At 73.5% G+C, this 24,423-nt stretch carries 20 protein-coding genes and 2 pseudogenes; 10 read left to right on the top strand and 12 right to left on the bottom strand.

What is annotated here, in order from left to right:
• Together folB and folP are read right to left on the bottom strand one after the other, a co-directional pair.
• On the bottom strand, positions 1 to 423 hold the full coding sequence (folB, locus tag V1634_RS11720) for a dihydroneopterin aldolase (RefSeq protein WP_331207777.1): 423 nt from the start codon (positions 421 to 423) through the stop codon (positions 1 to 3).
• Positions 420 to 1,268 (bottom strand): dihydropteroate synthase, encoded by an 849-nt coding sequence (gene folP / locus V1634_RS11715; RefSeq protein WP_407951771.1) that lies wholly within the window; start codon positions 1,266 to 1,268, stop codon positions 420 to 422. Before folP ends, folB begins: the two co-directional genes overlap by 4 nt.
• 438 nt (positions 1,269 to 1,706) lie before the next feature.
• Between folP and V1634_RS11710 the strand changes: the two genes are divergently transcribed.
• The 7 genes from V1634_RS11710 to V1634_RS11680 all read left to right on the top strand — a co-directional run bounded on the left by V1634_RS11710 (position 1,707) and on the right by V1634_RS11680 (position 10,354).
• Entirely contained in the window at positions 1,707 to 2,018 is a 312-nt protein-coding gene (locus V1634_RS11710; RefSeq protein WP_107257386.1) for a hypothetical protein, read from the top strand.
• A gap of 15 nt (positions 2,019 to 2,033) precedes the next feature.
• On the top strand, positions 2,034 to 2,396 hold the full coding sequence (locus tag V1634_RS11705; RefSeq protein ID WP_331207775.1) for a hypothetical protein: 363 nt from the start codon (positions 2,034 to 2,036) through the stop codon (positions 2,394 to 2,396).
• A 90-nt stretch (positions 2,397 to 2,486) separates the two neighbouring features.
• On the top strand, positions 2,487 to 5,969 hold the full coding sequence (locus V1634_RS11700; protein WP_331207774.1) for an ATP-binding protein: 3,483 nt from the start codon (positions 2,487 to 2,489) through the stop codon (positions 5,967 to 5,969).
• A gap of 2 nt (positions 5,970 to 5,971) precedes the next feature.
• Positions 5,972 to 7,999: an MFS transporter gene (locus V1634_RS11695; protein ID WP_331207773.1), complete on the top strand. Its 2,028-nt coding sequence runs from the start codon at positions 5,972 to 5,974 to the stop codon at positions 7,997 to 7,999.
• Between the two features lie 4 nt (positions 8,000 to 8,003).
• The gene (locus tag V1634_RS11690; RefSeq protein ID WP_331207772.1) at positions 8,004 to 8,549 is read left to right on the top strand and encodes a hypothetical protein; all 546 of its coding nucleotides are present in this window, start codon (positions 8,004 to 8,006) and stop codon (positions 8,547 to 8,549) included.
• A 25-nt stretch (positions 8,550 to 8,574) separates the two neighbouring features.
• Positions 8,575 to 9,708 carry a peptidoglycan DD-metalloendopeptidase family protein gene (locus V1634_RS11685; protein ID WP_331207771.1) on the top strand — a complete coding sequence of 378 codons (1,134 nt, stop codon included), beginning with the start codon at positions 8,575 to 8,577 and terminating at the stop codon, positions 9,706 to 9,708.
• A 16-nt stretch (positions 9,709 to 9,724) separates the two neighbouring features.
• On the top strand, positions 9,725 to 10,354 hold the full coding sequence (locus tag V1634_RS11680) for a hypothetical protein (RefSeq protein ID WP_331207769.1): 630 nt from the start codon (positions 9,725 to 9,727) through the stop codon (positions 10,352 to 10,354).
• A gap of 13 nt (positions 10,355 to 10,367) precedes the next feature.
• Here V1634_RS11680 and V1634_RS11675 read toward each other — a convergent pair whose 3' ends face one another.
• Positions 10,368 to 10,925 (bottom strand): hypothetical protein, encoded by a 558-nt coding sequence (locus V1634_RS11675; protein ID WP_331207882.1) that lies wholly within the window; start codon positions 10,923 to 10,925, stop codon positions 10,368 to 10,370.
• 194 nt (positions 10,926 to 11,119) lie between these two features.
• On the opposite strand from V1634_RS11675, the gene V1634_RS11670 reads away from it, so the two are divergent.
• Positions 11,120 to 13,957, top strand: a complete 2,838-nt coding sequence (locus V1634_RS11670; RefSeq protein ID WP_407951760.1) for an FtsK/SpoIIIE domain-containing protein — start codon at positions 11,120 to 11,122, stop codon at positions 13,955 to 13,957.
• Positions 13,954 to 14,394 (top strand): hypothetical protein, encoded by a 441-nt coding sequence (locus tag V1634_RS11665; RefSeq protein ID WP_407951759.1) that lies wholly within the window; start codon positions 13,954 to 13,956, stop codon positions 14,392 to 14,394. Before V1634_RS11670 ends, V1634_RS11665 begins: the two co-directional genes overlap by 4 nt.
• 106 nt (positions 14,395 to 14,500) lie before the next feature.
• Here V1634_RS11665 and folE read toward each other — a convergent pair whose 3' ends face one another.
• The 4 genes from folE to V1634_RS11645 all read right to left on the bottom strand — a co-directional run bounded on the left by folE (position 14,501) and on the right by V1634_RS11645 (position 18,514).
• Positions 14,501 to 15,169 carry a GTP cyclohydrolase I FolE gene (gene folE / locus V1634_RS11660; protein ID WP_331207880.1) on the bottom strand — a complete coding sequence of 223 codons (669 nt, stop codon included), beginning with the start codon at positions 15,167 to 15,169 and terminating at the stop codon, positions 14,501 to 14,503.
• Between the two features lie 41 nt (positions 15,170 to 15,210).
• Positions 15,211 to 17,235 (bottom strand): ATP-dependent zinc metalloprotease FtsH, encoded by a 2,025-nt coding sequence (gene ftsH, locus V1634_RS11655; RefSeq protein ID WP_331207768.1) that lies wholly within the window; start codon positions 17,233 to 17,235, stop codon positions 15,211 to 15,213.
• Positions 17,236 to 17,708: 473 nt separating this feature from the next.
• The gene (gene hpt / locus V1634_RS11650; protein WP_107257371.1) at positions 17,709 to 18,284 is read right to left on the bottom strand and encodes a hypoxanthine phosphoribosyltransferase; all 576 of its coding nucleotides are present in this window, start codon (positions 18,282 to 18,284) and stop codon (positions 17,709 to 17,711) included.
• Positions 18,285 to 18,382: 98 nt separating this feature from the next.
• Positions 18,383 to 18,514 carry a hypothetical protein gene (locus V1634_RS11645; RefSeq protein WP_331207767.1) on the bottom strand — a complete coding sequence of 44 codons (132 nt, stop codon included), beginning with the start codon at positions 18,512 to 18,514 and terminating at the stop codon, positions 18,383 to 18,385.
• Positions 18,515 to 18,697: 183 nt separating this feature from the next.
• On the opposite strand from V1634_RS11645, the gene V1634_RS11640 reads away from it, so the two are divergent.
• The gene (locus tag V1634_RS11640) at positions 18,698 to 19,684 is read left to right on the top strand and encodes a GlxA family transcriptional regulator (protein WP_331207766.1); all 987 of its coding nucleotides are present in this window, start codon (positions 18,698 to 18,700) and stop codon (positions 19,682 to 19,684) included.
• Positions 19,685 to 19,714: 30 nt separating this feature from the next.
• Here the strand turns inward: V1634_RS11640 and V1634_RS11635 are convergent, their stop codons facing one another.
• The 5 genes and pseudogenes from V1634_RS11635 to V1634_RS11620 form a co-directional block, all read right to left on the bottom strand.
• Complete coding sequence (locus V1634_RS11635) at positions 19,715 to 20,572, bottom strand: hypothetical protein (protein ID WP_331207765.1); 858 nt, start codon at positions 20,570 to 20,572, stop codon at positions 19,715 to 19,717.
• A 63-nt stretch (positions 20,573 to 20,635) separates the two neighbouring features.
• On the bottom strand, positions 20,636 to 22,282 hold the full coding sequence (locus V1634_RS11630) for a gamma-glutamyltransferase family protein (RefSeq protein ID WP_331207764.1): 1,647 nt from the start codon (positions 22,280 to 22,282) through the stop codon (positions 20,636 to 20,638).
• A 9-nt stretch (positions 22,283 to 22,291) separates the two neighbouring features.
• Positions 22,292 to 22,510: pseudogene (locus tag V1634_RS35450) on the bottom strand (TilS substrate-binding domain-containing protein); the annotation flags it as partial.
• 101 nt (positions 22,511 to 22,611) lie between these two features.
• Positions 22,612 to 23,341, bottom strand: a pseudogene (gene tilS, locus V1634_RS11625) (tRNA lysidine(34) synthetase TilS); the annotation flags it as partial.
• A gap of 7 nt (positions 23,342 to 23,348) precedes the next feature.
• A complete protein-coding gene (locus tag V1634_RS11620) occupies positions 23,349 to 24,419 on the bottom strand; it encodes a zinc-dependent metalloprotease (protein WP_331207762.1) in 1,071 nt (356 codons plus the stop codon).
• Between the last annotated feature and the right edge of the window lie 4 nt (positions 24,420 to 24,423).

Genomic DNA, 24,423 nt, shown 5'->3' with positions numbered 1-24,423 from the left:
TCACCTCCGCCGGGTCACGGTGACCGCCACGTCGGCGAAGTCGTGCGGGATCGGCGCCTGCGGCTTGTGCACGGTGACCGAGGTGACCAGTACCCGTGGATCGGCGAGACAGGCGGCGGCGAGCCGCTCGGCGAGCGTCTCGATCAGGTTGACCGGCTCGCCGGTCACGATCGCGACCAGCCGGCCGGCGAGTTCGCCGTAGTGCACGGTGTCGGCGACGTCGTCGGATCGGCCCGCCATGGTCAGGTCGAGTTCCAGCACGACGTCGACGACGAAGTCCTGCCCCTGGGCCCGCTCGAAGTCGTAGACGCCGTGCCGCCCGCGCGCCCGCAGCCCGGTCAGCACGATCCGGTCGGTGCCCGGCCCGGGTAGCCCGGTGGACCCGTCACCCGGTCGGCCCCGGTTGCCCGCCGGCCCGGTCATCGGGGCACCTCGCCGGTCGCCAGCCGGGGACGTCCGCTGGCGGTCCACACCGCGAGCGCGTCCACGGTCTCCCGTACGTCGTGCACCCGTACCCCCCAGGCGCCGGCCGCGACCGCGAGCACGCTGGTGGCGACCGTGGCGGCGGTACGCCCGTCGGTCGGCCGTGGCGTGCCGTCCGGGGCGGCCAGCAGCGCGCCGAGGTAGGACTTGCGGCTGGCTCCGAAGAGCAGCGGGTAGCCGAGCGTCAGCAGCTCCGGCAGCCGGGCGGTGAGCTGCCAGTTGTCGGCCGGTCGCTTGGCGAAGCCGAGCCCGGGGTCGAGCACGATGCGGTCGGCGGCGACCCCGGCGGCGAGGGCGTCGGAGACGCGCTGCGCCAGCTCGGTCCGTACGTCGGTCACCACGTCGGTGTAGCGGGCTAGTTCCTGCATCCGCTTGGCGTGTGCCCGCCAGTGCATCAGGATCCACGGGCAGCCCGCCTCGGCGACCACCTTGGCCATGTCCGGGTCGGCGAGTCCGCCGGAGACGTCGTTGACCACGGTCGCCCCGGCGGCCAGCGCGGCGGCGGCGACACCGGCCCGGTAGGTGTCGACGCTCATCGGCACTCCCCGGGCGGCGAGTTCCCGGATGACCGGCAGCACCCGGGCGGCCTCGGTCTCCGCGTCGACCCGGTCGGCGCCGGGCCGGGTGGACTCGCCACCCACGTCGACGAGCTGGGCGCCGTCGGAGTGCATCTGGACCCCGTGCCGTACGGCGGCGTCGAGGTCGGCGTACCGCCCGCCGTCGGAGAAGGAGTCGGGTGTGACGTTGAGGACGCCGATCACCACCGGCCTGGGCGAGCGGAGCAGGTCCGCGTCGGCCCGCCACCCACCGTCGGTCGCGGCGGATCCCTGGACTGACTCGGTCACGGCTCGACGCTACCCACCTGCCGCACTCCGGCCCCGGTCGGCCCCGGTCCCGCCGGTGGTCCTGCCGGCCCGCGCCGACCGCCCCGCCCTCGGGGATCGGCGCCGTCCCGGCGTCGGCGAGGCACGTGAAACCGGCCGGGGAGGAGCGATCGGTGGCACTCCGGGCCGCTTGTTCCAAACAGGCACGCGCCGTACGCTCGCATCAGCCAGATGCCAGAACTTAAGAGATGGGCCGAATCAGGACAAAGATGCCCACAAACCATCACCCTTTGCGGTGATTGCGAGACGCAGGGTCGATCAACACCCCACGACCGACCCGGTTGACCGGACTTGACAGCAGTGCGGAGGCGGGGCGTCACCGCACCGGGGAGGATTCCGATGTTCGCCATGGAGCTGGTGGAGACGGCATGGCCGGCTGCCACGCACGCGCTCCACACCCTCGCGTTCGTGACGGCGGCCGAGCCCGAGGGCAATATCGACACCGATGGGATCGTCGGCTTCTTCGCCACCAACATCGCGCCCATCCTGCTCGCCGTGCTCGGCGTGATCTTCATCGGCCGGGCCAGCAAGGGCGAGGTCTCGAAGGTGCTGACCAGCTCGGCGATCGCCCTGCTCGGCCTGGCCTTCATCGCCGGGGCGGCGACGCTGTTCTTCGTCGGCGAGAACCTGATCAACCTGATCTTCGAATAGACCGCGGAGCACGAGATGCGGCTGCGCACCGACGACGACATCTATCGGGCCCGCCTGGTCTACCTGGGGCCGCCCGGCTACACGCTGCCCGTCCACCTGCCTTACACGCAGTACGGGCTGTTCATGTTGCTGGTGCCGCTCTTCATGTTCATTCATTACCTCTTCACGCTCAAGGTCGAGCTGATCCCCGCCTGGGAGATCGCGCTCGCGATCGTCACCACCTCGTTCGTCTTCCGGTACGTCGACCCCGATCGGCCCGCCCGGATGGTCATCCGGACGGCACTGACCGACTGGCGGCGCACCCGCGAACCGGCGACAGAGCAGCGCGACCCCCGCCTGGTCGCGACCAGTATCCGGATCCGGGAGCAGTTGACATGACCGACCGCAGCGAGGTGACGGCGTGACCGAGCGAACCAGATTCCTCTGCCGCTCCACGGTGGAGCCCACCGGGCCGGGCGAGGCGGCGGCATGACCCGCCCCTCCCGGCCGGGCTCGTCGCACCCGGCAGGTCGCCCGGCCGACAACGCTGGTAACGGTACGCAGTCCTCCGGCTACAACCCGTCTGAGCTGGCCGAGGAGAGCGAGTACGACGCCGCGCTGCTCAGCAACACCGGGCACGGTGCCGTCGCGGTCTTCCAGGCGCCGCAGCCACCCGCCCGGAACCGCCCGGCCCGGCCCGCCGCCGCACCGCCGGCCCGGCCGCCGGCCCCGGTCGAGCACCCGGACATCGACTCCCCCTTCCTCGACCTCTTCGGTGCCGGCCCGGTCCAGCCGTCGCCGCCGAGCCCACCCGCCACGCCACCGCCCCGCCCCACACCCCGCCCGCCCTCGGCGCATCCGCGCGGGCGCTGGGGCGAGGAACCGGAGGCCGCCGTCGGCCTGCCGGCCTGGGAGCCGGACGAACTCCCGGCCGGCGGCACCGGGCAGCGGGAGATCGCAGCCGGGCAGCCCACCGCCCGGTACGCTCCGCCGGCCGCCCAGCCCGCCCTGCCGGTGCACGACGAGACCGTCGCCGACACCGGGCCCGCCGTTCGCCCGGTCGGACCCGCCAGTCTCGACCCCGGCCCGCCCGCCGGGTGGCCGGCCGACGCACCGGCTCTCCGACCCGCGCCGGGCAACACCGCCGGAGCCCTGCCCGGCGCCGCGGCCGAGGGATACCCCGGGCGGCCGAGCCCCGCGCCACAGCAGCGCGGCGGCGAGCACTCCGGTGCGCTGCCGATCGTCCGCGAGCCCGTCGAACAGCCGACCCGCCGCCACACCGAGCCGGACCGCCGGCCCGGCCGGCGACCGGAGCGGGAGACCGCACCGGTCGCCCCGAAACAGCGGCGGAGCACGCCGAAGCCGACCCGGCCGCAGCCGCTGACCAAACCCCAGCGGGTACGCGCCCCGAAGCTCCGCTTCGGCGACCGGGATCCCGCCGTCGAGCTGGCCATCACCGAGATCGCCGGCCACCTGACCTTCACCCCGAACACCGTCACCGCCTGGTACTGGCTGCCGGAGGTGCGCTGGGCCTTCCGGCCGGACGCCGAACGGGAGGCGCTGCTCTCGGCCATTTCCGAGCAGTACGCCGGCCTGGCCGGCTTCCGGCTGCACCTGCGCCGGACCACCCGGCCGTTCCCGGCGGACGAGTGGGCCCGGACGATCGACCAGCACACCCCGCACCCGCTCGCCACCGTCTCCGGCGCGCCGAGCTGGTCGGACCACCTGGTCGCCGCCCAGCGGCACCTGCTCTCGGTCAACCACGCCGAAGGGCAGACCTATCTCGGCGTCACCTTCGCCCGCCGGTCGCTCGGCAACTCGCTGGCGGAGCGGTTCCTCCGGGCCTTCGGCCGGGGCACGGCCGACGGGGAGCGCCGCAAACTGGGCCGGACGGTCGAGCAGTTCGACGAGGTGCTCGGCGCGTTCGGGATGCGGGGGCGGCAGGTCAGCGCCGAGGAGCTGGAGTGGCTGATGTACCGCTCCGTGGCGCTCTGCATGGCCCCGCCCGGCCAGCTCTCGCCGGTCACCAACGGCCGGTGGGAGCGCGGTGACCTGCTCGCCCTGACCGAGCAGGTGGAGCGCTACCGCAGCCCGTACGGGTCGACGGTGAAGCTGGTCAACCGGATGACCGGGGAGGAGCGGCACGTCGCCGTGCTGGCCGTGGGCCGGATGGAGCCGCTGGAGATCCCCGAGCGGCACGAGCCGTGGCTGCACTTCCACGAGCGGCTGCCCTGGCCGATGGAACTCTCCACCCGGGTCGACATCCTCGGCCCCGGCGACTCGTTCCGCAACCTGGAGCACCGGCTGCGGATGATCCGCTCCCAGCAGCTCGACTACGCCGAGCACGGCATCGACGCCCCGCCGGAGCTGGAGCGGCTGGCCAAGCGGGCCCTGGTGATCGGCGACGAGATGACCACCGGGCTGCCGGTGGAGTCGGCCCGGGCGCACGGCTGGCACCGGATCGCGGTCGGCGGGCGGACCCGGGAGGAGTGCCTGGAGCGGGCCCGGCGGCTGATCCAGCTCTACTCGCGGGAGCTGCGGATCTCGCTCCAGCACCCGAAGAACCAGGACTGGCTGGCCCGGGAGTTCATCCCCGGCGAACCGATCGCCAACACCGGCTACCTGCGCCGGATGCCGGTCAACCTGCTCGCCGCCGCGCTGCCGCAGGCCGCCTCCACGGTCGGCGACCGGCGCGGCGACCTGATCGGGCGGACGGCCGGCACCTGCCGCCGGCCGGTCTTCCTCGACCTGCACTTCCCGATGGAGGTGCGGGAGCGTTCCGGGCTCGCCGTCTTCGTCGCCGAGCCGGGCGGCGGCAAGTCCACCCTGCTCGGCGCGCTCGGCTACCTGGCCGCCCGGCGCGGGGTGCAGGTGACCCTGCTCGACCCGTCCGGCCCGCTGGCCCGGCTCTGCGCGATGCCGGAGCTGCGGCCGTACTCCCGGGTGCTGAACCTGACCGGCTCCGAGCACGGCACCCTGGCGCCGTACGCGCTGATCCCGACCCCGCTGCGCAGCGAGTTCGCCGCCGGCTCGGCGGGTGACCGGGAGTTCCAGATCGCCGTCTCCAACGCCCGCGCCGAGCGGCGGATGCTGGTGCAGGACATCTGCATGATGCTGGTGCCGCCGCAGGTGGCCCGGGAGGCGTCCACCGCGACGCTGTTCCGGCACGCGGTCCGGCAGGTACCGGCCGAGGAGACCTCCACCCTGGACGACGTGGTGGCCTGCCTGGCCGGGCTGGAGGACGAGGGCCGGGAGCTGGCCAACCTGCTGCTGGACACCGCCGAGATGCCGTTGGCGCTGCTCTTCTTCGGCCGCCCGCCGGAGGGGCTGCTCGGCGCCGACGCCACGCTGACCGTGATCACCATGGCCGGGCTGCGGCTGCCGGACCTGAAGATCGAGCGGGAGTACTGGTCGGCCGAGGAGGCCCTGGCGCTGCCGATGCTGCACACCGCGCACCGGCTGGCGGTACGCCGCTGCTACGGCGGCGCGATGTCGTCGCGGAAGCTGGTCGGCCTGGACGAGGCGCACTTCATGGAGGGCTGGCGCTCGGGCCGGTCGTTCCTGGTCCGACTGGCCCGGGACTCCCGGAAGTGGAACCTCGCCGCGCTGGTCTCCTCGCAGAACCCGAAGGACATCCTCGGGCTCGACGTGCAGAACCTCGTCTCCACCGTCTTCGTCGGCCGGATCGCCGAGGACGTGGACATCGCCTCCGAGGCGCTGCGGCTGCTCCGGGTACCGGTCAACGACGGCTACGAGGCGACCCTGGCCTCGCTCTCCAGCGTGGACGCGTCCTCGGCGGACCGGCTCGGCTTCCGCGAGTTCGTGATGCGTGACGTCGACGGCCGGGTGCAGAAGGTACGCGTCGACGTCTCGTACGTGCCCGGCCTGCTCGACCACCTGGACACCACCCCGGTCACGGCGAAGGCCGCCCCGGCCAACCTGCCCTCCCCCGTCGCGGACCTGGAGGCTTGACCATGAAGCTTCTTCAACCTCCACCCGAGGTCCGCCACGGCCGGCGAGCCCGCCCCGTCCGGGTTGAAGAAGGTTCGACGAGGATCGCGGCCCGGCTCGCCGCCCTGCTGCTCGCGATCGGGGTGCTGGCGACCGCCACCCTGGTCTGGCCGGTGATCGGCAACGCCTCGCCGGCCTCGGCCGCCGTGCCGGTGCCGAGCCAGGCCAAGGTCGCGCTCTGCACCACCGCCGAGTGGGAGGCGAACTTCCGGGACTGTGTCGACCGGCTCGCCAACGTCGGCCAGAACATCCGGGACTGTGTGAAGGCGCCCACCCCGAGCGCACCCGACCAGGGGCTCGGCGGTTGGTTCGCCACCCGTCCCGAGGCGAGCGGCAAGCCGGGCGTGAAGGGGATGTACACCGAGTACGGCAACGCCGGCTACAGCTACGAGACGTACGACGACTCCGGCGGCTGCGCCTCGGACGTGATCGACCCGGGCAGCAAGGTGTTCAACAAGATCGCGGACGGCGAGATCCGGATCGCCGCCGCGATCATCGGCGCCTCGAACGCGCTGCGCGAGCGGGCCTGGGATCCGAGCAGCATGTGGGACTGGGCCGACCCGCTGGTCGAGCAGGCCACCAAGGCGGTCTACGAGCGGGTCTTCAGCGTCTTCGGCATCATCACCCTCTGCGTCGTCGGGGTCTACCTGCTCTGGCGCTCCCGGCAGTCCGACATGAGCAACGCGATGACCACCGCCGGCTGGGCGGTGCTGGTGATGGTCGCGGTGACCGCGATCGCCGCCTGGCCGGTCCGGTCCGCCAACGTCGCCGACGGCACCCTGGTCACCACGCTGAACGTGGTGCACGAGGCGGTCGGCCCCCGGGACAAGAGCATCCCGGCCGACCGCTGCGGTTCGCTCAACCCGGCCGGCTGCAAGGACAACCGGCCACCGGCGCTGCGGGCCGGCGACACCGCGACCGAGACGATGCTCTACCGCAACTGGCTGCGCGGCGCGCTCGGCTCCTCGGACAGCGAGACGGCCCGCAAGTACGGCCGGGCCCTCTACGACGCCAAGGCGTTCACCTGGGAGGAGACGGCCCGGATCGCCGCCAACCCGGGCACCCGGCAGTCCACCGTCTCGGCCAAGCAGGAACAGTGGATGAAGGTCGCCGCGCAGATCCAGCAGGAGGACCCGGAGGCGTACGAATACCTGCGCGGCGCCCGCGACTCGGACCGGATCGGCGCCGGGCTGATCGCCATCCTGGCCGCGATCCTCTTCGCGATGTTCGACCTGACCGCCTCCCTGCTGGTGCTGCTCGGCTTCCTGCTCTTCCGGTGGGCGGTGATCGCCGCCCCGGTGCTCGGCACGGTCGGGCTGCTCCGCCCGGCCAGCGCCGGGCTGCGCCGGCTGGGCAACGCCGTCGTCGCCGCCGTCTTCAACATCGCCATCTTCGGCACCGGCGCGGCGATCTATCTCTTCGCCGTCGACCTGGTGATGAGCACCCCCACCATTCCCGGCTGGCTCCAGGTGGTGCTGGTCTGGCTCTGCGGCGTGGTGGGCTGGCTGCTGCTGCGGCCGTACCGCCGGATCACCCAGCTCGGCGGCAAGGACAGCACCGAGGTGATCGCCTCGGCCGGCTCCTGGCACCGCCGGTTCTTCCGGGACGTCCGGGCCGCGTCCCAGCTCGACGACCCGGACCACCGCACCGACATCCGGGTCAAGAACCGCAACGTGGTGATCCAGCAGACCAACGTGCGCCCGGAGGCCCGGCACGAGGACCCGGCGCAGACCGGTGCCGGCAGCCGCGTGGAGAGCAGCCCCGAGCGGGGCGGCGAGGCACCCGGCTCACCCCCGGCGGACGCCCCGGGTGGCGGCTCCGGCTCGCGTCCGGACCGGGCCCGGCCGTCCCGCCGCCGGCCGGCGGAGTGGACCGAGCCCGACGTACCGGTGGAGAACCCCTCCTATGTGATCTACCGGCCCGACTCCGCGCCCGCACCCGACCCGACGCCCGCCCCCCGGGCGCCCCGGATCCGTTCCGAGGCGAGGTGACGGGATGCGACGGGCCGTCGAGTTCCTCTTCACCCGGCTCCTCCGGTCCCGGCTCGGGATCGCGGTCGTCATCGCCGTGCTGGTGGTCGGGATCGTCGGCGCGGCCCGGCTGATCGCCGGCCCCGGCGACGACCGTCCCGGACTCGTCGGCGGTACGCCCGGCCCGATCAGCATCACCGACCCGGAGGCCGGTGACGACGGGCTGACCGTGACCGAGGAGCCGTCGCCGCGGACCAGTCCCGGCGCGCCCGAGCCGGTGCAGGTGGCCCGCTCGTTCGCCACCGCCTGGCTGGACCATCGGGACACCACCGCCGACGAGTGGCACGCGGGGCTGCGGCCGCTCGCCACCGAGAACCTCGCCGAGCAGTTGACCGGGGTCGACCCGGCCGCCGTACCGGCCGACCGGATCACCGGGGACCTGCTGGCCGTACCGCAGAACGACAGCCTGGTCGAGGTGGTCGTACCGGTGGACTCCGGCGAACTGCGGCTCGGCCTGGTGGCGGTGCAGGGGCGTTGGCGGGTGGACACGGTGGACTGGCAACGGCGCTGAGCGGGCGCGGGGAGGTGGGTGCGGGATGACCGACCGGGGTCCGGCCCGGCGGCCGGTACGGCGGGTCGCGCTGGCGGTGGTGCTGACCGGCGTACTCGCGCTGCTCTGCTGCGTCGGCGGCACCGGTGCGTTCCTGGTGACCATGTTCGCCTCCGAGGAGCAGAACCTGGCGGCGGTCACCTTCGGCTGCGGCGACACCGAACCGGTCAAGACCGACGGCGACCTGCCGCTGGTCGGACCGTACAAGCAGAGCCAGATGCGGAACGCGGCGATCATCATCAAGGTCGGCCGGGAGATGGGGCTGCCGCCCCGGGCCTGGGTGATCGCGGTCGCCACCGCGATGCAGGAGTCCGGCCTGACCAACCTGGGGCATCTCGGCGACCGCAACGACCACGACTCGCTCGGGCTCTTCCAGCAGCGGCCCAGCACCGGCTGGGGCACCCCGGAGCAGATCCGCAACCCGGAGTACGCGGCCCGGAAGTTCTACGAGAAGTTGAAGACCGTCCGGAACTGGCAGAGACGGTCGCTCACCCGGGCCGCCCAGGCGGTGCAGATCAGCGCCTTCCCGGACGCGTACGCCAAGCACGAGCCGCTGGCAACCGAGATCGTGAACGCGTTGACCGGCGGGGCCGCCCGGGCCGCCGGTACCGACCTCGGGCTCGGCTGCGCCGACGGGGCGGAGATCGCCGCCTCGGGCTGGACCGCCCCGATCCCCGGCGGGGTCGGCTCCGGATTCCGTACCGCCGCCCGGCCGGCGCACAACGGTGTCGACATCGGCGCGCCGAAGTACACCACGGAGATCCGGGCGGCGGCCGCCGGCCGGGTGTTGGTCTCCCGCTGCGACCCGGACCGGCGGGGCCGGTTGAGCTGCAACGTGGACGGCTTCCCGGGCAAGGGCGGTTGCGGCTGGTTCGTCGACATCCTGCACGCGGGCAACGTGATCACGCGGTACTGCCATATGGTCAGCAGACCGATGGTTTCGAAGAACGACATGGTGGAGGCCGGGCAGGTGATCGGGCGGGTCGGATCGAGCGGCAACTCCTCGGGGCCGCACCTGCACTTCGAGGTGCATCTGCGCGGCGACCGGAGCCGGCACGGCGCCATCGACCCGGTGCCGTTCATGCGGGACCGCGGCGCTCCGTTGACGGACGGCGGATGAGCCGGCGGAGCGACCCGTGAGCCACGATCCACTTCCCGATCCGTTCGCCGGCCAGCCCGACTGGGCGCCGGGGCCGCCCCGACCGATCGTGATCGCCGCCGCCGCGAACCGGGTGGACCTGCGCGGCCGCCGGGTGCTGGTCGGGCTTCCCGGGCTCGGCTGGCGCGCCGACCTGCGGGCGGACGAGCGGGTGGTGCAGGGCAGCCGCACCTACGTGCCGGTGCTGGCCGAGCACGAGTGGTACAGGGCCGAGGCGGAGCAGATCGAGGTCTTCGCCCCGCTGGTGCCGGCGGAACGGGTCTGGGTGGAGACCCTCGGCGAGGTCTCCCCGTGGGACGCCGGCACCCCGCCGATCCCCCGGCCGGCCCGGCCGGACGTCATCTCCCGGCTGGTCTCGCTGGACGCGCCGACGCACCGGGCTCCGGTGCCGGTGGTCGAGGCGGACGCGGTCGCCGGCCGCCGGGTGGTGCAGATCGCCGACGCGGTCGAGCGGCGCGACCTGCGCGCGGTCACCGAGGTCTACACCAGCGGCGACGGGGACATCTGCGTACGCGTCACCGCCGAACTCGACTGGTACCGCTGGGCGTGGAGCGGCCGGCCACCGACCACGCTGGAGGTCCCGGTGCACCTGCTCTGGATCGAGTGATCCGGCAGGCGCGTCAGGTCACCGGGTCGGCCGTGCAGACCCGCCAGCCGTCGTCCTGCTCGGTGCCGAAGCGCCACCGCTGGTGCTCGGTCTGCGACAGGTTGTCCACCAGATACGAGATCACCAGCTCCACGCCGACCTCGGCCCGCTCCCCCTGGGGGCGTACGTCCAGCGGCCCCCACTTGACCACGAAGGTGATCTGGAACTGCTGCTCCTGGGCCGTCAGGTCGGCGCGCAGCTTCCGCAGCGGGGCGAGCCCGGCCGGGTCGGCGCACTCGAACTCACCGGCGAGTACGTCGTTCTCGTCGACCAGGTAGGCCCGCAGGTAGTTGTGCACCACCACGTCGGGGGCGCTCCGGTCGGGCGCGGTGAACCGGTCGTAGGCGACGTACGCGACGGCGGCGCCGGCCAGGCAGAACAGTGCCAGTGCGCCGCCGACCACCGCCAGCACCAGGCCGAGACGCCGACGAGGTGGCGCCGGTGGCGGTGCGACCGGCTCGGGAGCGGCCTGTCCGGGCGGGGTCCGCTGGGTGGGTACCCGGGACACCTGGGAATCGGCCGGGGGATGCACTGATTCCACCCCCTGAGGCTAGCCGCTGCCGCCGCCGTACCCAATGGGCGTGAATTCCAGCTTGGTAACCAAAAGGGATCAATCGGTGACTGTCCGCCAGGTCCGGCTATCTGTGCCACGACCATCGCCGCAGGTCCGCGAAGATGCCGCCGCGCTGGGATACCGTCTCAGACCAGGACGAGGGAGTTGGTGCGGTGGACACCTGGAGGGGACCGACCGGGCACGCCGCCACGCTGCGCTGGCGGGCCGCCGCCGGCACCGCCGCCGTACTGCACCGCCGGGCCGCCGCCGCCACCGCCGCCGCGGCCACCGCCCTGGAGGCGATCCGGCCGATCCCCGCCGACCAGCGGGAGCAGCACGAACTCGCCGAACGGCTGCGCGCCGCGGCGAGCGAACTCGCCCCCGGCTGGCTGGGTGCGCCGCTGGACGCCCAGTCCGAGGACGCTCCGCTCGGCGGCCCCGCCCAGCCGGCCTTCGTGCGGATCGGCACCGCCCAGCCGCTGGACGACGCCCGCTTCCCGGTGCTGGTGCCGCTGCTCGGCACCGGGCACCTCACCGTCGACGCGGACAGCCGCGATCCCCGGGTGGCCGGGCTGCTCCGGTCCGTACTCCTCCGGCTGCTCGCCGCCGCCCCGGCCGGCTCGCTGCTGGTCCGGGGCGTCGACGCCACCGCCGGGGGCCAGCTCTTCGCACCGTTCGCCCCGCTCGCCGACGCCGGCCTGATGCCGCCGCCGGTCACCGATCGCACCGGCCTGCGGGCCGTGCTGGCCGAGGCCGAGCAGTGGGTACGCCCCACCCGGCCGGCCGCCGCCCGCTACAACCGGCACGACCGCACCCTGCTGGTGGTGGTCGGATCGCTGCCGGAGCTGACCGAGCCGAGCGACCTGGCCCGGATCGGTGCACTGGCCCGGGAGGGGCCCGAGGCGGGGCTGCACCTGGTCATCGCCGGCTGGCCACCTCCTCCGCTGACCGCCGAGACGAGCCAGGCGCCGCTCTCCCGATCCACCATGATCGCGATGCGCAACCCGTACGCGCTGGTCGGCGATCCGCCCGGTGCCTCGTTCAGCGCCCCGGTGCCGCACCTGCCGGGTACCGGCCTGAACGCGCCGGTCTTCCTCGACGAGTGCCCGCCGGTGCCGCTGCTGGACCGGGTCTGCCGGGACCTTGCCGCGCGGTTCCACGCCGACTACCGGCGTACCCTCGACGACCTGCTGCCGGAGCCGGCCGACGGATTCTGGACGGAGTCCGCCGCCGACGGGCTGAGCACCCCGGTCGGGCACGACGGCGACCGGACCGTGCCGCTCGGCTTCGACGAGCGCACCCCGCACTGGCTGGTCGGCGGCCGGGGCGGTGCCGGCAAGAGCGCGTTCCTGGTCAACGTCCTCTACGGGCTCTGCACCCGCTACCACCCCGACGAGCTGGCGCTCTATCTGATCGACTTCGCCGACGGTACGGCCTTCACCGAGTTCGTACCGGTGCCGTCGGACGGGTCCGACGGCACCGGGCCGGGCGGGCCGTGGCTGCCGCACATCCGGGCCGTCGGGGTGCAGGCCGACCGCGAGTACGGCCTCACGGTGCTCCGCGAACTCGACGCCGAACTGGACCGCCGCGGCGCGGCGGATCCGGTCGCACCGGCACGCCCGGCCGGTACGCCGCCGGTGCCCGCCCAGCGGGCCGGCGCCGACCGCCCGACCCCGCGGATCCTCTGCGTGCTGGACGGGTACCCGCTGCTGCTGGCCGAGGACGACGCGGTCGGTACCGAGGCGCTGGCCCGGCTGGAGTCGGTGGCCCGGCGGGGGCGGTCGGCCGGGGTACACCTGATCCTGACCGGCCGACCGGCGCCGGCGCTGGCCGCGCTGCGTGCCCGGCGGGACTCGTTCCTCGGGCAGTTCCCGGTCCGGGTGGCGCTGCCCGGCGGCACGGACGTGCTGGAGCCGACGAACGACTCGGCGGCGGGTCTGCCGCTGGGTACGGCGGTGGTGAACACCGCCGGTGGGTTGGGCGGGCCGCGCGGCGCGACCCGGGGGCACGAACGGACCGTCCGGTTCCCCGATCCGCACGCCGACCCCGGAATGCTCAGCGGGCTCCGGCACCGGCTCTGGGCGGACCGGCCCGCCGGGATGCCGGCACCGGCCGTCTTCACCGGTTATCTGACCCCACCGCCGCCTCCGGTCCCGGCCGACGACCCGGAGGCGACCGACGATCAGGACGCCGCCGACGGCCCGGACCGGATCGACGCCCCGGAACCCGCCGGCGAGCAGGTCCGGGCCAGCGAGCCGGACGAGGCCGTAACCGGCGGGCCAGCAGCGGCCGGCGGCCTGCGGCGGCGGGTCGCCGTGCCGGTCGGGCTGCTGGTCGACGTGTCGCCGCGCCCGGCGGAGTTGCCGCTCGACGGGACCCCGGGCCGGCACCTCGCGGTCCTGGGGTCGGATCCGACCGGCGCCGGGACACTGGCCGGCGCCGCCCGGGGGCTCGCCGCGCGGCATCCCGCCGGCAGCGTCGAGTTCGTCATCGCCGCGCCGGGCCCGGACCCGGTGGCGGAGGCGCTCGCCGCCGCGCTGTCCGGGCGGCACCCGGTGCGGCAGGTGGACGCCGCCGGGCTGGGCGGAGGGCTGGAGCTGGCCGGGCCCGGCTATCTGGTGGCCTTCGGGATGGACGAGCTGGCGGCGGCCTCCGGGCTGCCGGCCGAGCGGCTCCGGGCGATGCTGCGGGACGGGCCGGGCCGGGGCGTACACCTGCTGGGCTGGTGGCGGTCGGTGGGCCCGTTCGCCGACCTGGTCGCCGTACCGGCGGTGCCAGAACCGCCGGCCGCAGCGGTGCCCGAGGACGTCGCCGAAACGGCCGTCGCGGCTGCGGCCACCGTCGACGGGCTGCTCCTGCTCGACGTACCCGAGCCGGAGGCGGCCCGGCTGCTGGGCCGGCCCGTACGGTGGCGCCCCCGTCCCGGCCGGGCGCTGCTCTACGACCGCCGGACCGACCTGGCCAGCCTGGTCGTCCCGTACGGCCCGCCGGGCGGAGAGGCTGCGCCGTGAGCGGGGACGCCTGGCAGGAGTACCTGGCCGCCGCGCAGCGGCTGGACGCGGTACGCCGCTCCGCGGCCACCGCCGCCGCCGAGCAGGAGCGGGGCGTGCACAGCGCCCGGGAGGAGCTGGCCGGGATTCGGGCCCGGCTGGTGCCCCAGCAGTCGCGGCTGCGCGCGCTGGGTGTCGCCGAGGCCGATCTGGTGCCGTCCGAGCCGGAGGTGGCGGCGGCCGGTCTGGCGATGGCCGGCGGCCCGGAGGCGGTGCTCGCGGCGCTGCGGGACGCCCGGGCGACCGCGGACGCGGCGGACGCCGCCACCCGGCTGCCCGGTGCCGGCCCGCTGCCCCGGGGTCGGGTACTGCTCTACGGCGCGCTCGTGACGGCGTTGCTCGGCCTGCTGGCGGTGCTCTGCCTGGGCGGCGTCTACCTGGCCGGGTGGCGCGGCTAGCCACACCCTGCTGGCCGTGCCCTGCCTCGGCGGTGTGCACCCGACCGGGCGGCGCGGGGGTGGCCACACCGGCCCGGCGGCGGCCCGGGAAGGGCGGCTGGAGGGGTCAGACGGGGCGGCTGGCGTGGATCAGCGCCATCGCCTCGGCGCGGGACTTGGCGTCCCGTTGCAGCAGTCCGCGTACCGCCGAGGTGATGGTCTTGGCGCCGGCCTTCTGGATGCCGCGCATCGCCATGCACATGTGCTCGCACTCCAGCACCACGATCACGCCGCGCGGCTCCAGCTTGGTCATCAGCAGGTCGGCGACCTGCGAGGTCAGCCGCTCCTGCACCTGGGGCCGGCGGGCGTAGACCTCGACCAGTCGGGCCAGCTTGGAGAGCCCGGTGATCCGGCCGTTCTCGCCGGGGATGTAGCCGATGTGCGCCGAGCCACGGAACGGCAGCAGATGGTGCTCGCAGAGGCTCATCACGTCGATGTCCCGGACGAGTACGAGTTCCTCGTGGTTGGCCTCGAAGGAGGTGGTGAGCACCTGGGCCGGGTCGACCCGGAGCCCGGCGAAGAGTTCGGCGTACGCCCGGGCGACCCGGGCCGGCGTCTGGACCAGACCGTCCCGGTCCGGGTCCTCGCCGACGGCGATCAGGATCTCCCGGACCGCCTTCTCGATCCGGGCCAGGTCGACGGCGTCCTCGACCGGCCCGCCGCCGAGCTTGCCGTTGACCAGCCGGGCGGCGAGGTAGTCCAGCTCGTCGTCCGGCTCGGTGGCTGACGCGGACAGGCCGCCGACGTTTCCGCCGGCGGCCTGGTGATTCGCTGCGTTCAGTGTGTGCCGTCCGAGTTGGGCGTGGTGTTGTTGGTGTTGCCCCCGACGGTCGCCTGGACGCCGTCGGCCTCGGCCTGCGCCTTGAGCTTCTCCTTCTCGCCCGGGGTGAGCACCGGCGGCTCGGTCGACGGCTGCCGCTTGCCGAACCCGTTGTACGGGGCCATCGGCGGCCGCTTGACGACCCGGGCGCAGATCCGCGCCATGTCGGCCGTGGAGAGGGTCTCCTTCTCGATCAGCTCCAGCACGAGGTTGTCCAGGACGTCCCGGTATTCCACCAGGATCTCCCAGGCCTCGTCGTGGGCCAGTTCGATGAGCGACCGGATCTCGGCGTCGATCTCCGCGGCGACGGCGTCGGAGTAGTCCCGCTCGTGCCCCATGTTGCGGCCCAGGAACGGCTCGTCGCCGCTGGTGCCGTACTTGATGGCGCCGAGCTTGCTGCTCATGCCGTACTGGGTGATCATCGCTCGGGCCAGCGCGCTGGCCTTGACGATGTCGTCCGCGGCACCGGTGGTCGGCTCGTGGAAGACGAGTTCCTCGGCGGCCCGGCCGCCCAGCGCGTACGCCAGGGTGTCGATCATCTCGGCCCGGGTCTGGGTGTACTTGTCCTCGGTCGGCAGCACCAGGGTGTGCCCGAGCGAGCGGCTCCGGGAGAGGATCGTGACCTTGTGCACCGGGGCGGAGTGCGGCAGCGCCCAGGCGACCAGGGCGTGTCCGCCCTCGTGGTAGGCCGTGATCTTCTTTTCCTTGTCGCTCATCACCCGGGTCCGGCGCTGCGGGCCGGCGACCACCCGGTCGATCGACTCCTCCAGCGAGTCGTTGGAGATCGCCCGCTTGTCGCTGCGGGCGGTCAGCAGCGCCGACTCGTTGATCACGTTGGCCAGGTCGGCACCGGTGAAGCCCGGGGTACGCCGCGCCACCGCGTCGAGGTCGACGTCGGGCGAGAACGGCTTGCCCTTGGCGTGCACCCGCAGGATCGCCTTGCGGCCCTCCATGTCCGGGGTGTCGACGGCGATCTGCCGGTCGAACCGGCCGGGGCGCAGCAGCGCGGGGTCGAGGATGTCCGGCCGGTTGGTGGCGGCGATCAGGATCACGCCGCCCTTGGTGTCGAAGCCGTCCATCTCGACCAGGAGCTGGTTGAGGGTCTGCTCCCGCTCGTCGTGGCCGCCGCCCATGCCGGCGCCACGGTGCCGGCCGACCGCGTCGATCTCGTCGACGAAGACGATCGCCGGGGCGTTCGCCTTGGCCTGCTCGAAGAGGTCGCGGACCCGGCTGGCGCCGACGCCGACGAACATCTCCACGAAGTCGGAGCCGGAGATGGAGTAGAACGGCACGCCGGCCTCGCCGGCCACGGCCCGGGCCAGCAGCGTCTTACCGGTACCGGGCGGGCCGAAGAGCAGCACGCCCTTGGGGATCTTGGCGCCGAGGGCCTGGTACTTCGCCGGGTTCTGCAGGAAATCTTTGATCTCGTGCAGCTCCTCGACGGCCTCCTCCGAGCCCGCGACGTCCGCGAAGGTGGTCTTCGGGGTGTCCTTGGTGATCATCTTGGCCTTGGACTTGCCGAAGTTGAGCACCCGGGAGCCGCCACCCTGCATCTGCGACATGAAGAGCAGCAGCAGGATCACCAGGATGACGATCGGCAGCAGGTTGACCAGCAACGAGACGAAGAGGTTGTCGCCGGAGACCTCGGTGTCGATCGGGCCGCTGATCCGGCCGGCCGCCTTGGCGGCAGCCACCGAGTTCCAGACCTCGCCGCCCACCTCGTAGGGGAACTGCGCCTGGATCTTGTCCGTGTCGGTGTCACCGAACTTGGCCGAGTTCTTCAGGTCGAGCTGGAGCGTCTGCTCCTTGTCCTGGAAGATGGCCTTCTCGATGTCACCCTTGTTGAGCTGGTCGAGCACCACGTTGGTCTCGACCTTGTGATAACTCGGGCCACCGCTGAAGAATGAGCTGAGCGCTATCGCACCGATGATCACCAGGATGATCCAGACCACCGGGCGGCGGAAGAAACGCGTACGTTCCATGCTGTTGTCGAGCGCCGTAACGCCCGGACCCTCCTGATCGACGTCCTGATCGTCTGGTTGCCTTCTGCCGCCGCCGGAGCGGCGGGCCGAAGCCGCCCCCTGCGAGCCGGCCTCGACGCCGGGCGCTTGGTACCGCGCCGCGGTCATTCGACGGTACACCGTGAACGCGAGGAGCGAGCCCGCGAGCCCTGGGGTAACAGGTCCGCTTCCGCCGGGGTGCCGGGTGGCCACGGACCCGTGCCGGACGCCTGGCCCCGTACGGCCCCATCTTTCGGGTCAAACTGGGCAGGAGACCCGGCGCGGGATGCTTCCGCGCCACCACCGCATACCGTAACCGCGTTTCCTGGGAGCGCGCTGTACGTCGACTCGATATTTCGGCGACGACATTCAGGATGGTCAGGGCGTACCGGACATCGGTTCGCGTTGAAGACGGGACGAGGGGGTCGGAACCGGACCGAAAAGTCCGGGCCGGATCAGGACCGGGCGTAGACCTCCGGCTTCAGGACGCCGACGTACGGCACCTCGCGGTAGCGCTCGGCGAAGTCCAGCCCGTAGCCGACGACGAACTCGCTCGGGATGTCGAAGCCGACGTACTTCACCGGCACGGAGACCTTGATCGCGTCCGGCTTGCGGAACAGCGCCACCACCTCGACGCTGGCCGCCGAGCGGGATTCCAGATAGCGCAGCAGCCAGGAGAGGGTGAGCCCGGAGTCGACGATGTCCTCCACCACCACCACGTGCCGGCCGGCGATGTCCCGGTCCAGGTCCTTGCGGATCCGAATGGTGCCGGAGGAGGTGGTGCCCTGCCCGTACGTGGAGAGGGCCATGAACTCCAACTCGGCCGGCGGCCCGTGCCGGCCGAGTGCCCGGGCGAAGTCGGCCATGAACATGACCGCGCCCTTGAGCACGCACACCAGGATGATCCCGTCCGTCGTGCCGGCGTGGTCCGCTGCCACCTGTTTGGCCAGTTCCGCGATCTTTTCCCGAATCTGCTCCTCCGAGATGATCACGTGGTCGATGTCGGCGTCGTACCAGGAGCCCTGAGCCATGCGCCTAGCCTGCCGTACGCCGGTTCGCGCCCGTCGCCGGGGCGGCACCTTGCTGCGGTGCTCACCCCGGCTGGCCAGGCGGACTCTTGGCACGGTTCTCAGCCACGGGGCGACGACCGCCAGCCACCTTCGCTGGGTCGCCAGTCGGCCGAGTCGCGGGTGTCGGCGGTGAGGCCGAGGACGGAGGCGAGGAGCAGGACGAGGAAGAAGAGGGAGACGACGAGTTCCATGGCGGCGTGACCTCACTTTCGATGTGGCCGACCCGAGAATGTCGGGCTGACCAGGTCTTTTGGTTCGCCGCCGGTGCGCACCGGCTGTTATGAGTCAAGTCTGCGCCGCCGGGTCCGGTCCGGACAGTGGCAGCTTTGCCATGCACCATCGATTTTCTGCCAGTTCTCGGTTATCGTCGATGCATGCTTCGCAACGTGGCCGTGATCGCCCTGGACCCGGTGGCTCCCTTCGAACTCGGCGTGCTCTGCGAGGTCTTCGGGACCGACCGGGTCGCCGACGGCTTCCCCGGATACCGCTTCGACGTCTGCACCCACGACGGCAACCCCGTCCGCACCCGCTCCGGCTTCGGCCTGACCCCGAGCGCCGACCTCACCCCGGTGGAGGACGCCGACCTGGTCGCCGTGCCGGCGATGCACAGCATCGGCGCCCCGATCCCGGAGACCGTGCTGGCCGCGCTGCGCCGGGCCGCCGACCGCGGGGCGTACGTGCTCAGCGTCTGCTCCGGCGCGTTCGTGCTGGCCGCCGCCGGCCTGCTGGACGGGCGCGAGTGCACCACCCACTGGAAGTACGCCGACCGGCTCGCCGAGATGTACCCGCTGGCCAAGGTGCGGTGCAATTCGCTCTACGTGCAGGACGGCAACCTGCTCACCGGCGCCGGCACGGCGGCCGGGATCGACGCCTGCCTGCACCTGGTCCGCCAGGAACACGGCTCGGCGCTCGCCACCAAACTGGCCCGGCGGATGGTGGTGCCACCGCACCGCGACGGCGGGCAGGCGCAGTACATCGAGGCGCCGATCGCACCCACCCCGGCGGCACCCACCCTGGAGCCCGTGCTGACCTGGCTGATCGAGCACCTCGACCGTCCGGTGACCGTGGACGACCTGGCCGGACGGGCCCACATGGCACCCCGGACCTTCGCCCGGCGGTTCCGGGCCGAGACCGGCACCACGCCGCACGACTGGATCACCAACCAGCGGGTGCTGCTGGCCCGGCGGCTGCTGGAGGAGACCGAGTTGAGCATCGAGGCGGTCGCCACCCGGGCCGGCTTCGGTGACGCGGCCACCCTGCGGCACCACTTCGGCCGCCGGCTCGGCGCCACCCCGCACGCCTACCGGTCGACCTTCCGGGGCCGGCTCCCGGCGGCCGAACACGAGCCGGTCACCGTCTGAGCATCCGCCGGGCCGGGCGGTCGCGGGCGGTCAGGAGGTGGCGACGAGCCCCACGTCGATCACCGTCGGCCGGTTCACGTCCACGGTGAACGGACCGATCCGGCCGTACTGGTAGTAGGTGGTCTCCGAGTACGGCACCAGGTCCGAGTCGGTCGCGTCGCTCCCGACGTTCGGCCGGGTGAACCGCCACTTCGACTTCGAGAGCTGCACCTCGACGTAGTACCGCTTCGCCGGCACCTGGATCCGGTACGGGCCGAAGCTGTTCGACCAGCCGTAGCCGTCCTCGTCGTCCACGCTCCGCACCGAGTATTGCGTGGGGTCGACGATCGGCTCGCCGGTCTCGCGCACGCCGTCGGCGTCGACGTCGTGCCAGAACACCCCCTGGATCAGGCCCTCGCCCACGATCGTGAAGACCTGGTCGTCGGTGTTGTTGCCGGTGTTGCCCTCGCGCGGCGTGCTGACCGTCGCCCGGCCGGTGAGCGGCTGCCCGACCGTGCCGCCGTAGAGGCCGACGGTCAGCCGCACCGGGTACGCCTCGGCGCGCGGCGCGAGTTCGCGCAGGTAGACGCAGTCGGCGCCGGCCGGTGCGACGAACTCGCAGTCCCAGTCGCTGGACGTGCTCAGTTCCGACGCCTGGAACGGCACCGGCAGGGTGAGAGTGACCCGGGCGCCCCGGGCCGGCAGCGCGCCGACGTTGCGGACCACGGCGGAGACGCTGCTCCAGCCGCCGGTCGGCAGGATGTTGCGGGGCGCCTCGACCGTGACGGTCACGTCGGCGGACTTCAGCGGATTGGCCGTGGCCGGCGTGCCGACGGCACCGACGGTGACGGCGACGATCCCCAGGACGGCCAGCGAGCGTGCCGGCCAGGCGATGGACGGTCGGGGCAAGGGATCCTCCTCGGCGCACAATTGATCACCAAGGTTAGGCGATCCCGGCAAGCCCGGAACGGCTCAGTACCCGACCGCGCAGCCGTCGGCCCGGGGCTCCGAACCAGCCACGTAGCCGCCGTCGGGCAGCCGCCAGATCGCCTGGCCGTACCCGAAGGAGGACGCCTCGGGCTCGACGGTGATCTCGTGCCCCCGGGCGCGCAACCGCTCGACCACGGCCCGGCCCGCCCCACCGGCCAGTCCCGGCTCCACCAGCACCGAGCGGCCGGCGTGCCAGTACCAGCGCGGCCGGTCCAGCGCGGCCTGCGGGTCCAGCCCGTCGTCCAGGGTCGCGGAGACCACCTGCACGTGCCCCTGCGGCTGCATGTGCCCGCCCATCACCCCGAACGGGCCCACCGGCTCGCCGCCGTCCCGGCTGAGGAACCCGGGGATGATGGTGTGGAACGGGCGCTTGCCCGGCGCCACCACGTTCGGGTGGGCCGGGTCGAGGCTGAACCCGGCACCCCGGTTCTGCAACCCGAAGCCGAGCCCGGGCGGCACGACGAACGAACCGAAGCCCAGGTAGTTGGATTGGATCAGGCTCACCATCATCCCGCCCGCGTCGGCGGCGCAGAGATAGACGGTGCCGCCCCGGGCCGGGTCGCCGGGCGCCGGCGTGCCGGCCGTGTCGGTGACCAGCGCCCGGCGGGCGGCAGCGTACTCACGCGTGAGCAGTTCGGCGGTCGGCACGTGCACCCGTTCCGGGTCGGCCACGTACGCGTGCGCGTCGGCGAAGCCGAGCTTGACCGCCTCGATCTGCCAGTGCAGCCGCTCGGCCGGGTCCAGTGCGGCCAACTCCACCCCGTCGAGGATGTTCAGCGCGAGCAGCGCGGCCACGCCCTGCCCGTTCGGCGGCAGCTCCCACACCTCGTGCCCCCGATAGCCGGCCCGGACCGGATCCACCCAGGTCGAGGCGTGCCCGGCCAGGTCGTCGCCGGTGAGCCGGCCGCCGGTCCGGGCCGCGTACCCGGCCAGGCTCTCGGCGATCCGGCCGGTGTAGAAGTCCGCCGCACCGGTCGCGGCGATCCGGCGCAGCGTGCTGGCGGCGTCCGGGTTGCGCCACCACTGCCCGACCCGGGGCGCCCGTCCGCCGTCGACGGTGAAGACCCGGCCCCACTCGGCGTACTCCTCGCCGGACAGCCCGGTGTGCACCTCGACCGAGCGGGCCCAGCTCGCCGCGACCCGGGGCGAGACCGGGAAGCCGTGCTCGGCGTAGCCGACCGCGTCGGCGAAGAGCTCGGCGAAGGGCAGCCGGCCGAACCGCTCGTGCAGGTCCCGCCAGCCGGCCGGGGCACCGGGTACGGTCACCGGCAGCCAGCCGCGCGCCGGCATCGCCGGCCCGGTCGCCTGCGCGCCACCGTGTCCCGGGGTCGGCTCGGCGCCCCGCCCGCCGGTCGCGGCGAGCACCAGCTCCCGGGTCAGCCCGGCCGGTGACCGGCCGGAGGCGTTCAGCCCGTGCAACCGCTCCCCGTCCCAGACGATCGCGAAGAGGTCGCCGCCGATGTCGTTGGAGCCGGGCTGGACCACCGTGAGGGTGATCGCGGTGGCGAGCGCCGCGTCGACGGCGTTGCCGCCCCGGCGGAGTACCGCCAGTCCGGCGGCCGCGGCGAGCGGCTGACTGGTCGCGACGGCACCGTGCGGCGCGAAGAGCGGCTGTCGGGGGGAGGACATCCCCCATGTCTACTCCGCGACCAGCACCCCGCCGCGCCGGGTCGCCCGGATGCCGCCGGGCAGGTGCGTCGCGCCCTGGCCGCGCCAGGCCGTGACCAGCGCGTTCAGCGCCGCGATGTGCCGGTACGAGAGCGCGGCCGGCGGCGCGCCGAGTTCGCGGCACCACAGGTGCAGCACCCGGGTACGCACCGCCGGCGGCATCCCGGCCAGCACCGGTACGGCCAACCCGTCGGCAGCCCCGCCCACGCTCCCCGGCCCGGCCACGCTCCCCGGCCCGCCCACGCTCCCCGGCCCGGCCGCCGGGATCCGCGCCTCGGCGTAACCGGCCCGGGCCAGGTCGTCCAGTGCCGCGCCGTCCTCGGCCGCCAGCCGGGCGGTCCGGGCCAGGTTGTCCAGCACCCCCGGGCCGAGCGCCCGGACTAGCACCGGCAGCACGTCGGAGCGGACCCGGGCCCGGGCGTACCGGTCGTCGGTGTTGTGCGGGTCCTCCCACGGGGTCAGCCCGAGCAGCGCACACGCCTTGCGGGTCTGCTCGCGGGTGATCTCCAGCAGTGGACGGGCCAGCGTCACCCCGGCGTACTCCCGGGTGGCCGGCATCCCGGCGAGCCCGCGCGGGCCGGCGCCCCGGGCGAGCGCGAGCAGCACCGTCTCGGCCTGGTCGTCGCGGGTGTGCCCGAGCAGCACGGTGCCGGCGTCGTAGCGGTGGGCGGCCTCGACCAGGGCGCGGTAACGCGCCTCCCGGGCCGCCGCCTCCGGACCGCCCGGCCGGCCGGCGACCTGGACGGTCGCCACCTCGATCGGCGCGAACCCCTGCCCGCCGGCCCAGCGCGCGACGTCGGCGGCCCGACGCGCCGAACCCTCCTGGAGGCCGTGGTCGACCGTGACCAGGCCGGCCGGCACACCCAGCCGGGGCGCCACGAAGGCGGTACCGGCGGCCAGCGCGAGCGAGTCGGCACCGCCCGAGCAGGCGACCAGGACCGGCCGGTTCCGGGGTACGCCGTGCAGCGCCCGCCGGACCGCGACCCGGATCGCCGCGACCGGCGGCGGCAGGGCTGCCACGGTCGGGTCAGCCGGTGGCGGCGACCGGGCCGACCGGGCCGTGCACCCGGGCCACCCAGGCGTCCGGGTCGGCGAGCTCCTCCAGCCGGGGCAGGGTGAGCGGCGAGCTGAAGATCTTGTTGAAGCCCTCCATGCCGACCCGCTCCACCACACCGTGCACGAACTTGCGACCCTCGGCGTACTGGCGCATCTTGACGTCGACGCCGAGCAGCTTGCGGATCGCCTTCTCCAGCGGGTTGCCGGACTCGCGGCGCCGGTTGAACTTCGCCCGGATCGCCTCGACGCTCGGGATGACCTCCGGCCCGACCCCGTCCATCACGAACTCCGCGTGCCCCTCCAGCAGCGTCATCAGCGCGGTCAGCCGGTCGAGGACGGCCCGCTGGCCGGGCGTCTGCACGATGTCCAGCACGCTGGCCCGGCTCTCCGGATTGCGGACCGAGTCGGAGAGGGTGCCGACACCCCGACGGATCCGGTCGAGGAAGTTGTCCCCGCCGGCCTGGGAGGCGTCCACGAACGCCTGCACCTCGCCGAGGAAGTGCCCGCGCATCCACGGCACGGCGGTGAACTGGGTGCGGTGGGTCACCTCGTGCAGGCAGACCCAGAGCCGGAAGTCCCGGGGGTCGGCCTGGAGCTTCCGCTCGACCTCGACGATGTTCGGGGCGACCAGCAGTAGTTGGCCGGGGTCGGCGGAGAAGACCTCGTACTGGCCGAGGACCCGGCCGGAGAGATAGGCCAGCACCGTGCCGGCCTGCACCCCGGTCAGCCGGGAACCGATCGTGTCGGTGATGACCCCCGGCGGTTTGTCCCCGGAGAGGCGGTTGATCAGCGGGGTGATCACCTCACGCAGCCCGGCGATGTTGGTCGCCGCCCAGTCCCGCCGGTCCACCACCCGTACCGGTGGGTGGGCCACCTGCGAGCGCAGCCCGGTGTACGCCAACACGTGACCGGCCGCCTCGTCGGTCAGTCGACGCAGCTCGGACACCACCTCGGTCGCCTCGTCGTACGAGACCCGCGGTCCCGACTTTCCCAACGCCCCTGCGGTGGCGGCGGCCAGATCCCAGTCCACGAACTGCGCCATACCA

The organism is Plantactinospora veratri (genome assembly GCF_036421995.1).
In the GTDB taxonomy this organism is placed as follows: domain Bacteria; phylum Actinomycetota; class Actinomycetes; order Mycobacteriales; family Micromonosporaceae; genus Plantactinospora; species Plantactinospora veratri.
This window is presented reverse-complemented; position numbering and strand designations above follow the sequence as displayed.

What these genes read in the sequence shown, in the direction of transcription:
- V1634_RS11620 (WP_331207762.1), bottom strand. Translation starts at nt 24,419, where the DNA reads ATGGCGCAGTTCGTGGACTGGGATCTGGCCGCCGCCACCGCAGGGGCG.
- V1634_RS11630 (WP_331207764.1), bottom strand. Translation starts at nt 22,282, where the DNA reads ATGTCCTCCCCCCGACAGCCGCTCTTCGCGCCGCACGGTGCCGTCGCG.
- V1634_RS11690 (WP_331207772.1), top strand. Translation starts at nt 8,004, where the DNA reads ATGCGACGGGCCGTCGAGTTCCTCTTCACCCGGCTCCTCCGGTCCCGG.
- hpt (WP_107257371.1), bottom strand. Translation starts at nt 18,284, where the DNA reads ATGGCTCAGGGCTCCTGGTACGACGCCGACATCGACCACGTGATCATC.
- V1634_RS11645 (WP_331207767.1), bottom strand. Translation starts at nt 18,514, where the DNA reads ATGGAACTCGTCGTCTCCCTCTTCTTCCTCGTCCTGCTCCTCGCCTCC.
- V1634_RS11700 (WP_331207774.1), top strand. Translation starts at nt 2,487, where the DNA reads ATGACCCGCCCCTCCCGGCCGGGCTCGTCGCACCCGGCAGGTCGCCCG.
- V1634_RS11685 (WP_331207771.1), top strand. Translation starts at nt 8,575, where the DNA reads ATGACCGACCGGGGTCCGGCCCGGCGGCCGGTACGGCGGGTCGCGCTG.
- V1634_RS11695 (WP_331207773.1), top strand. Translation starts at nt 5,972, where the DNA reads ATGAAGCTTCTTCAACCTCCACCCGAGGTCCGCCACGGCCGGCGAGCC.
- V1634_RS11710 (WP_107257386.1), top strand. Translation starts at nt 1,707, where the DNA reads ATGTTCGCCATGGAGCTGGTGGAGACGGCATGGCCGGCTGCCACGCAC.
- ftsH (WP_331207768.1), bottom strand. Translation starts at nt 17,235, where the DNA reads ATGGAACGTACGCGTTTCTTCCGCCGCCCGGTGGTCTGGATCATCCTG.
- V1634_RS11640 (WP_331207766.1), top strand. Translation starts at nt 18,698, where the DNA reads ATGCTTCGCAACGTGGCCGTGATCGCCCTGGACCCGGTGGCTCCCTTC.
- V1634_RS11705 (WP_331207775.1), top strand. Translation starts at nt 2,034, where the DNA reads ATGCGGCTGCGCACCGACGACGACATCTATCGGGCCCGCCTGGTCTAC.
- folB (WP_331207777.1), bottom strand. Translation starts at nt 423, where the DNA reads ATGACCGGGCCGGCGGGCAACCGGGGCCGACCGGGTGACGGGTCCACC.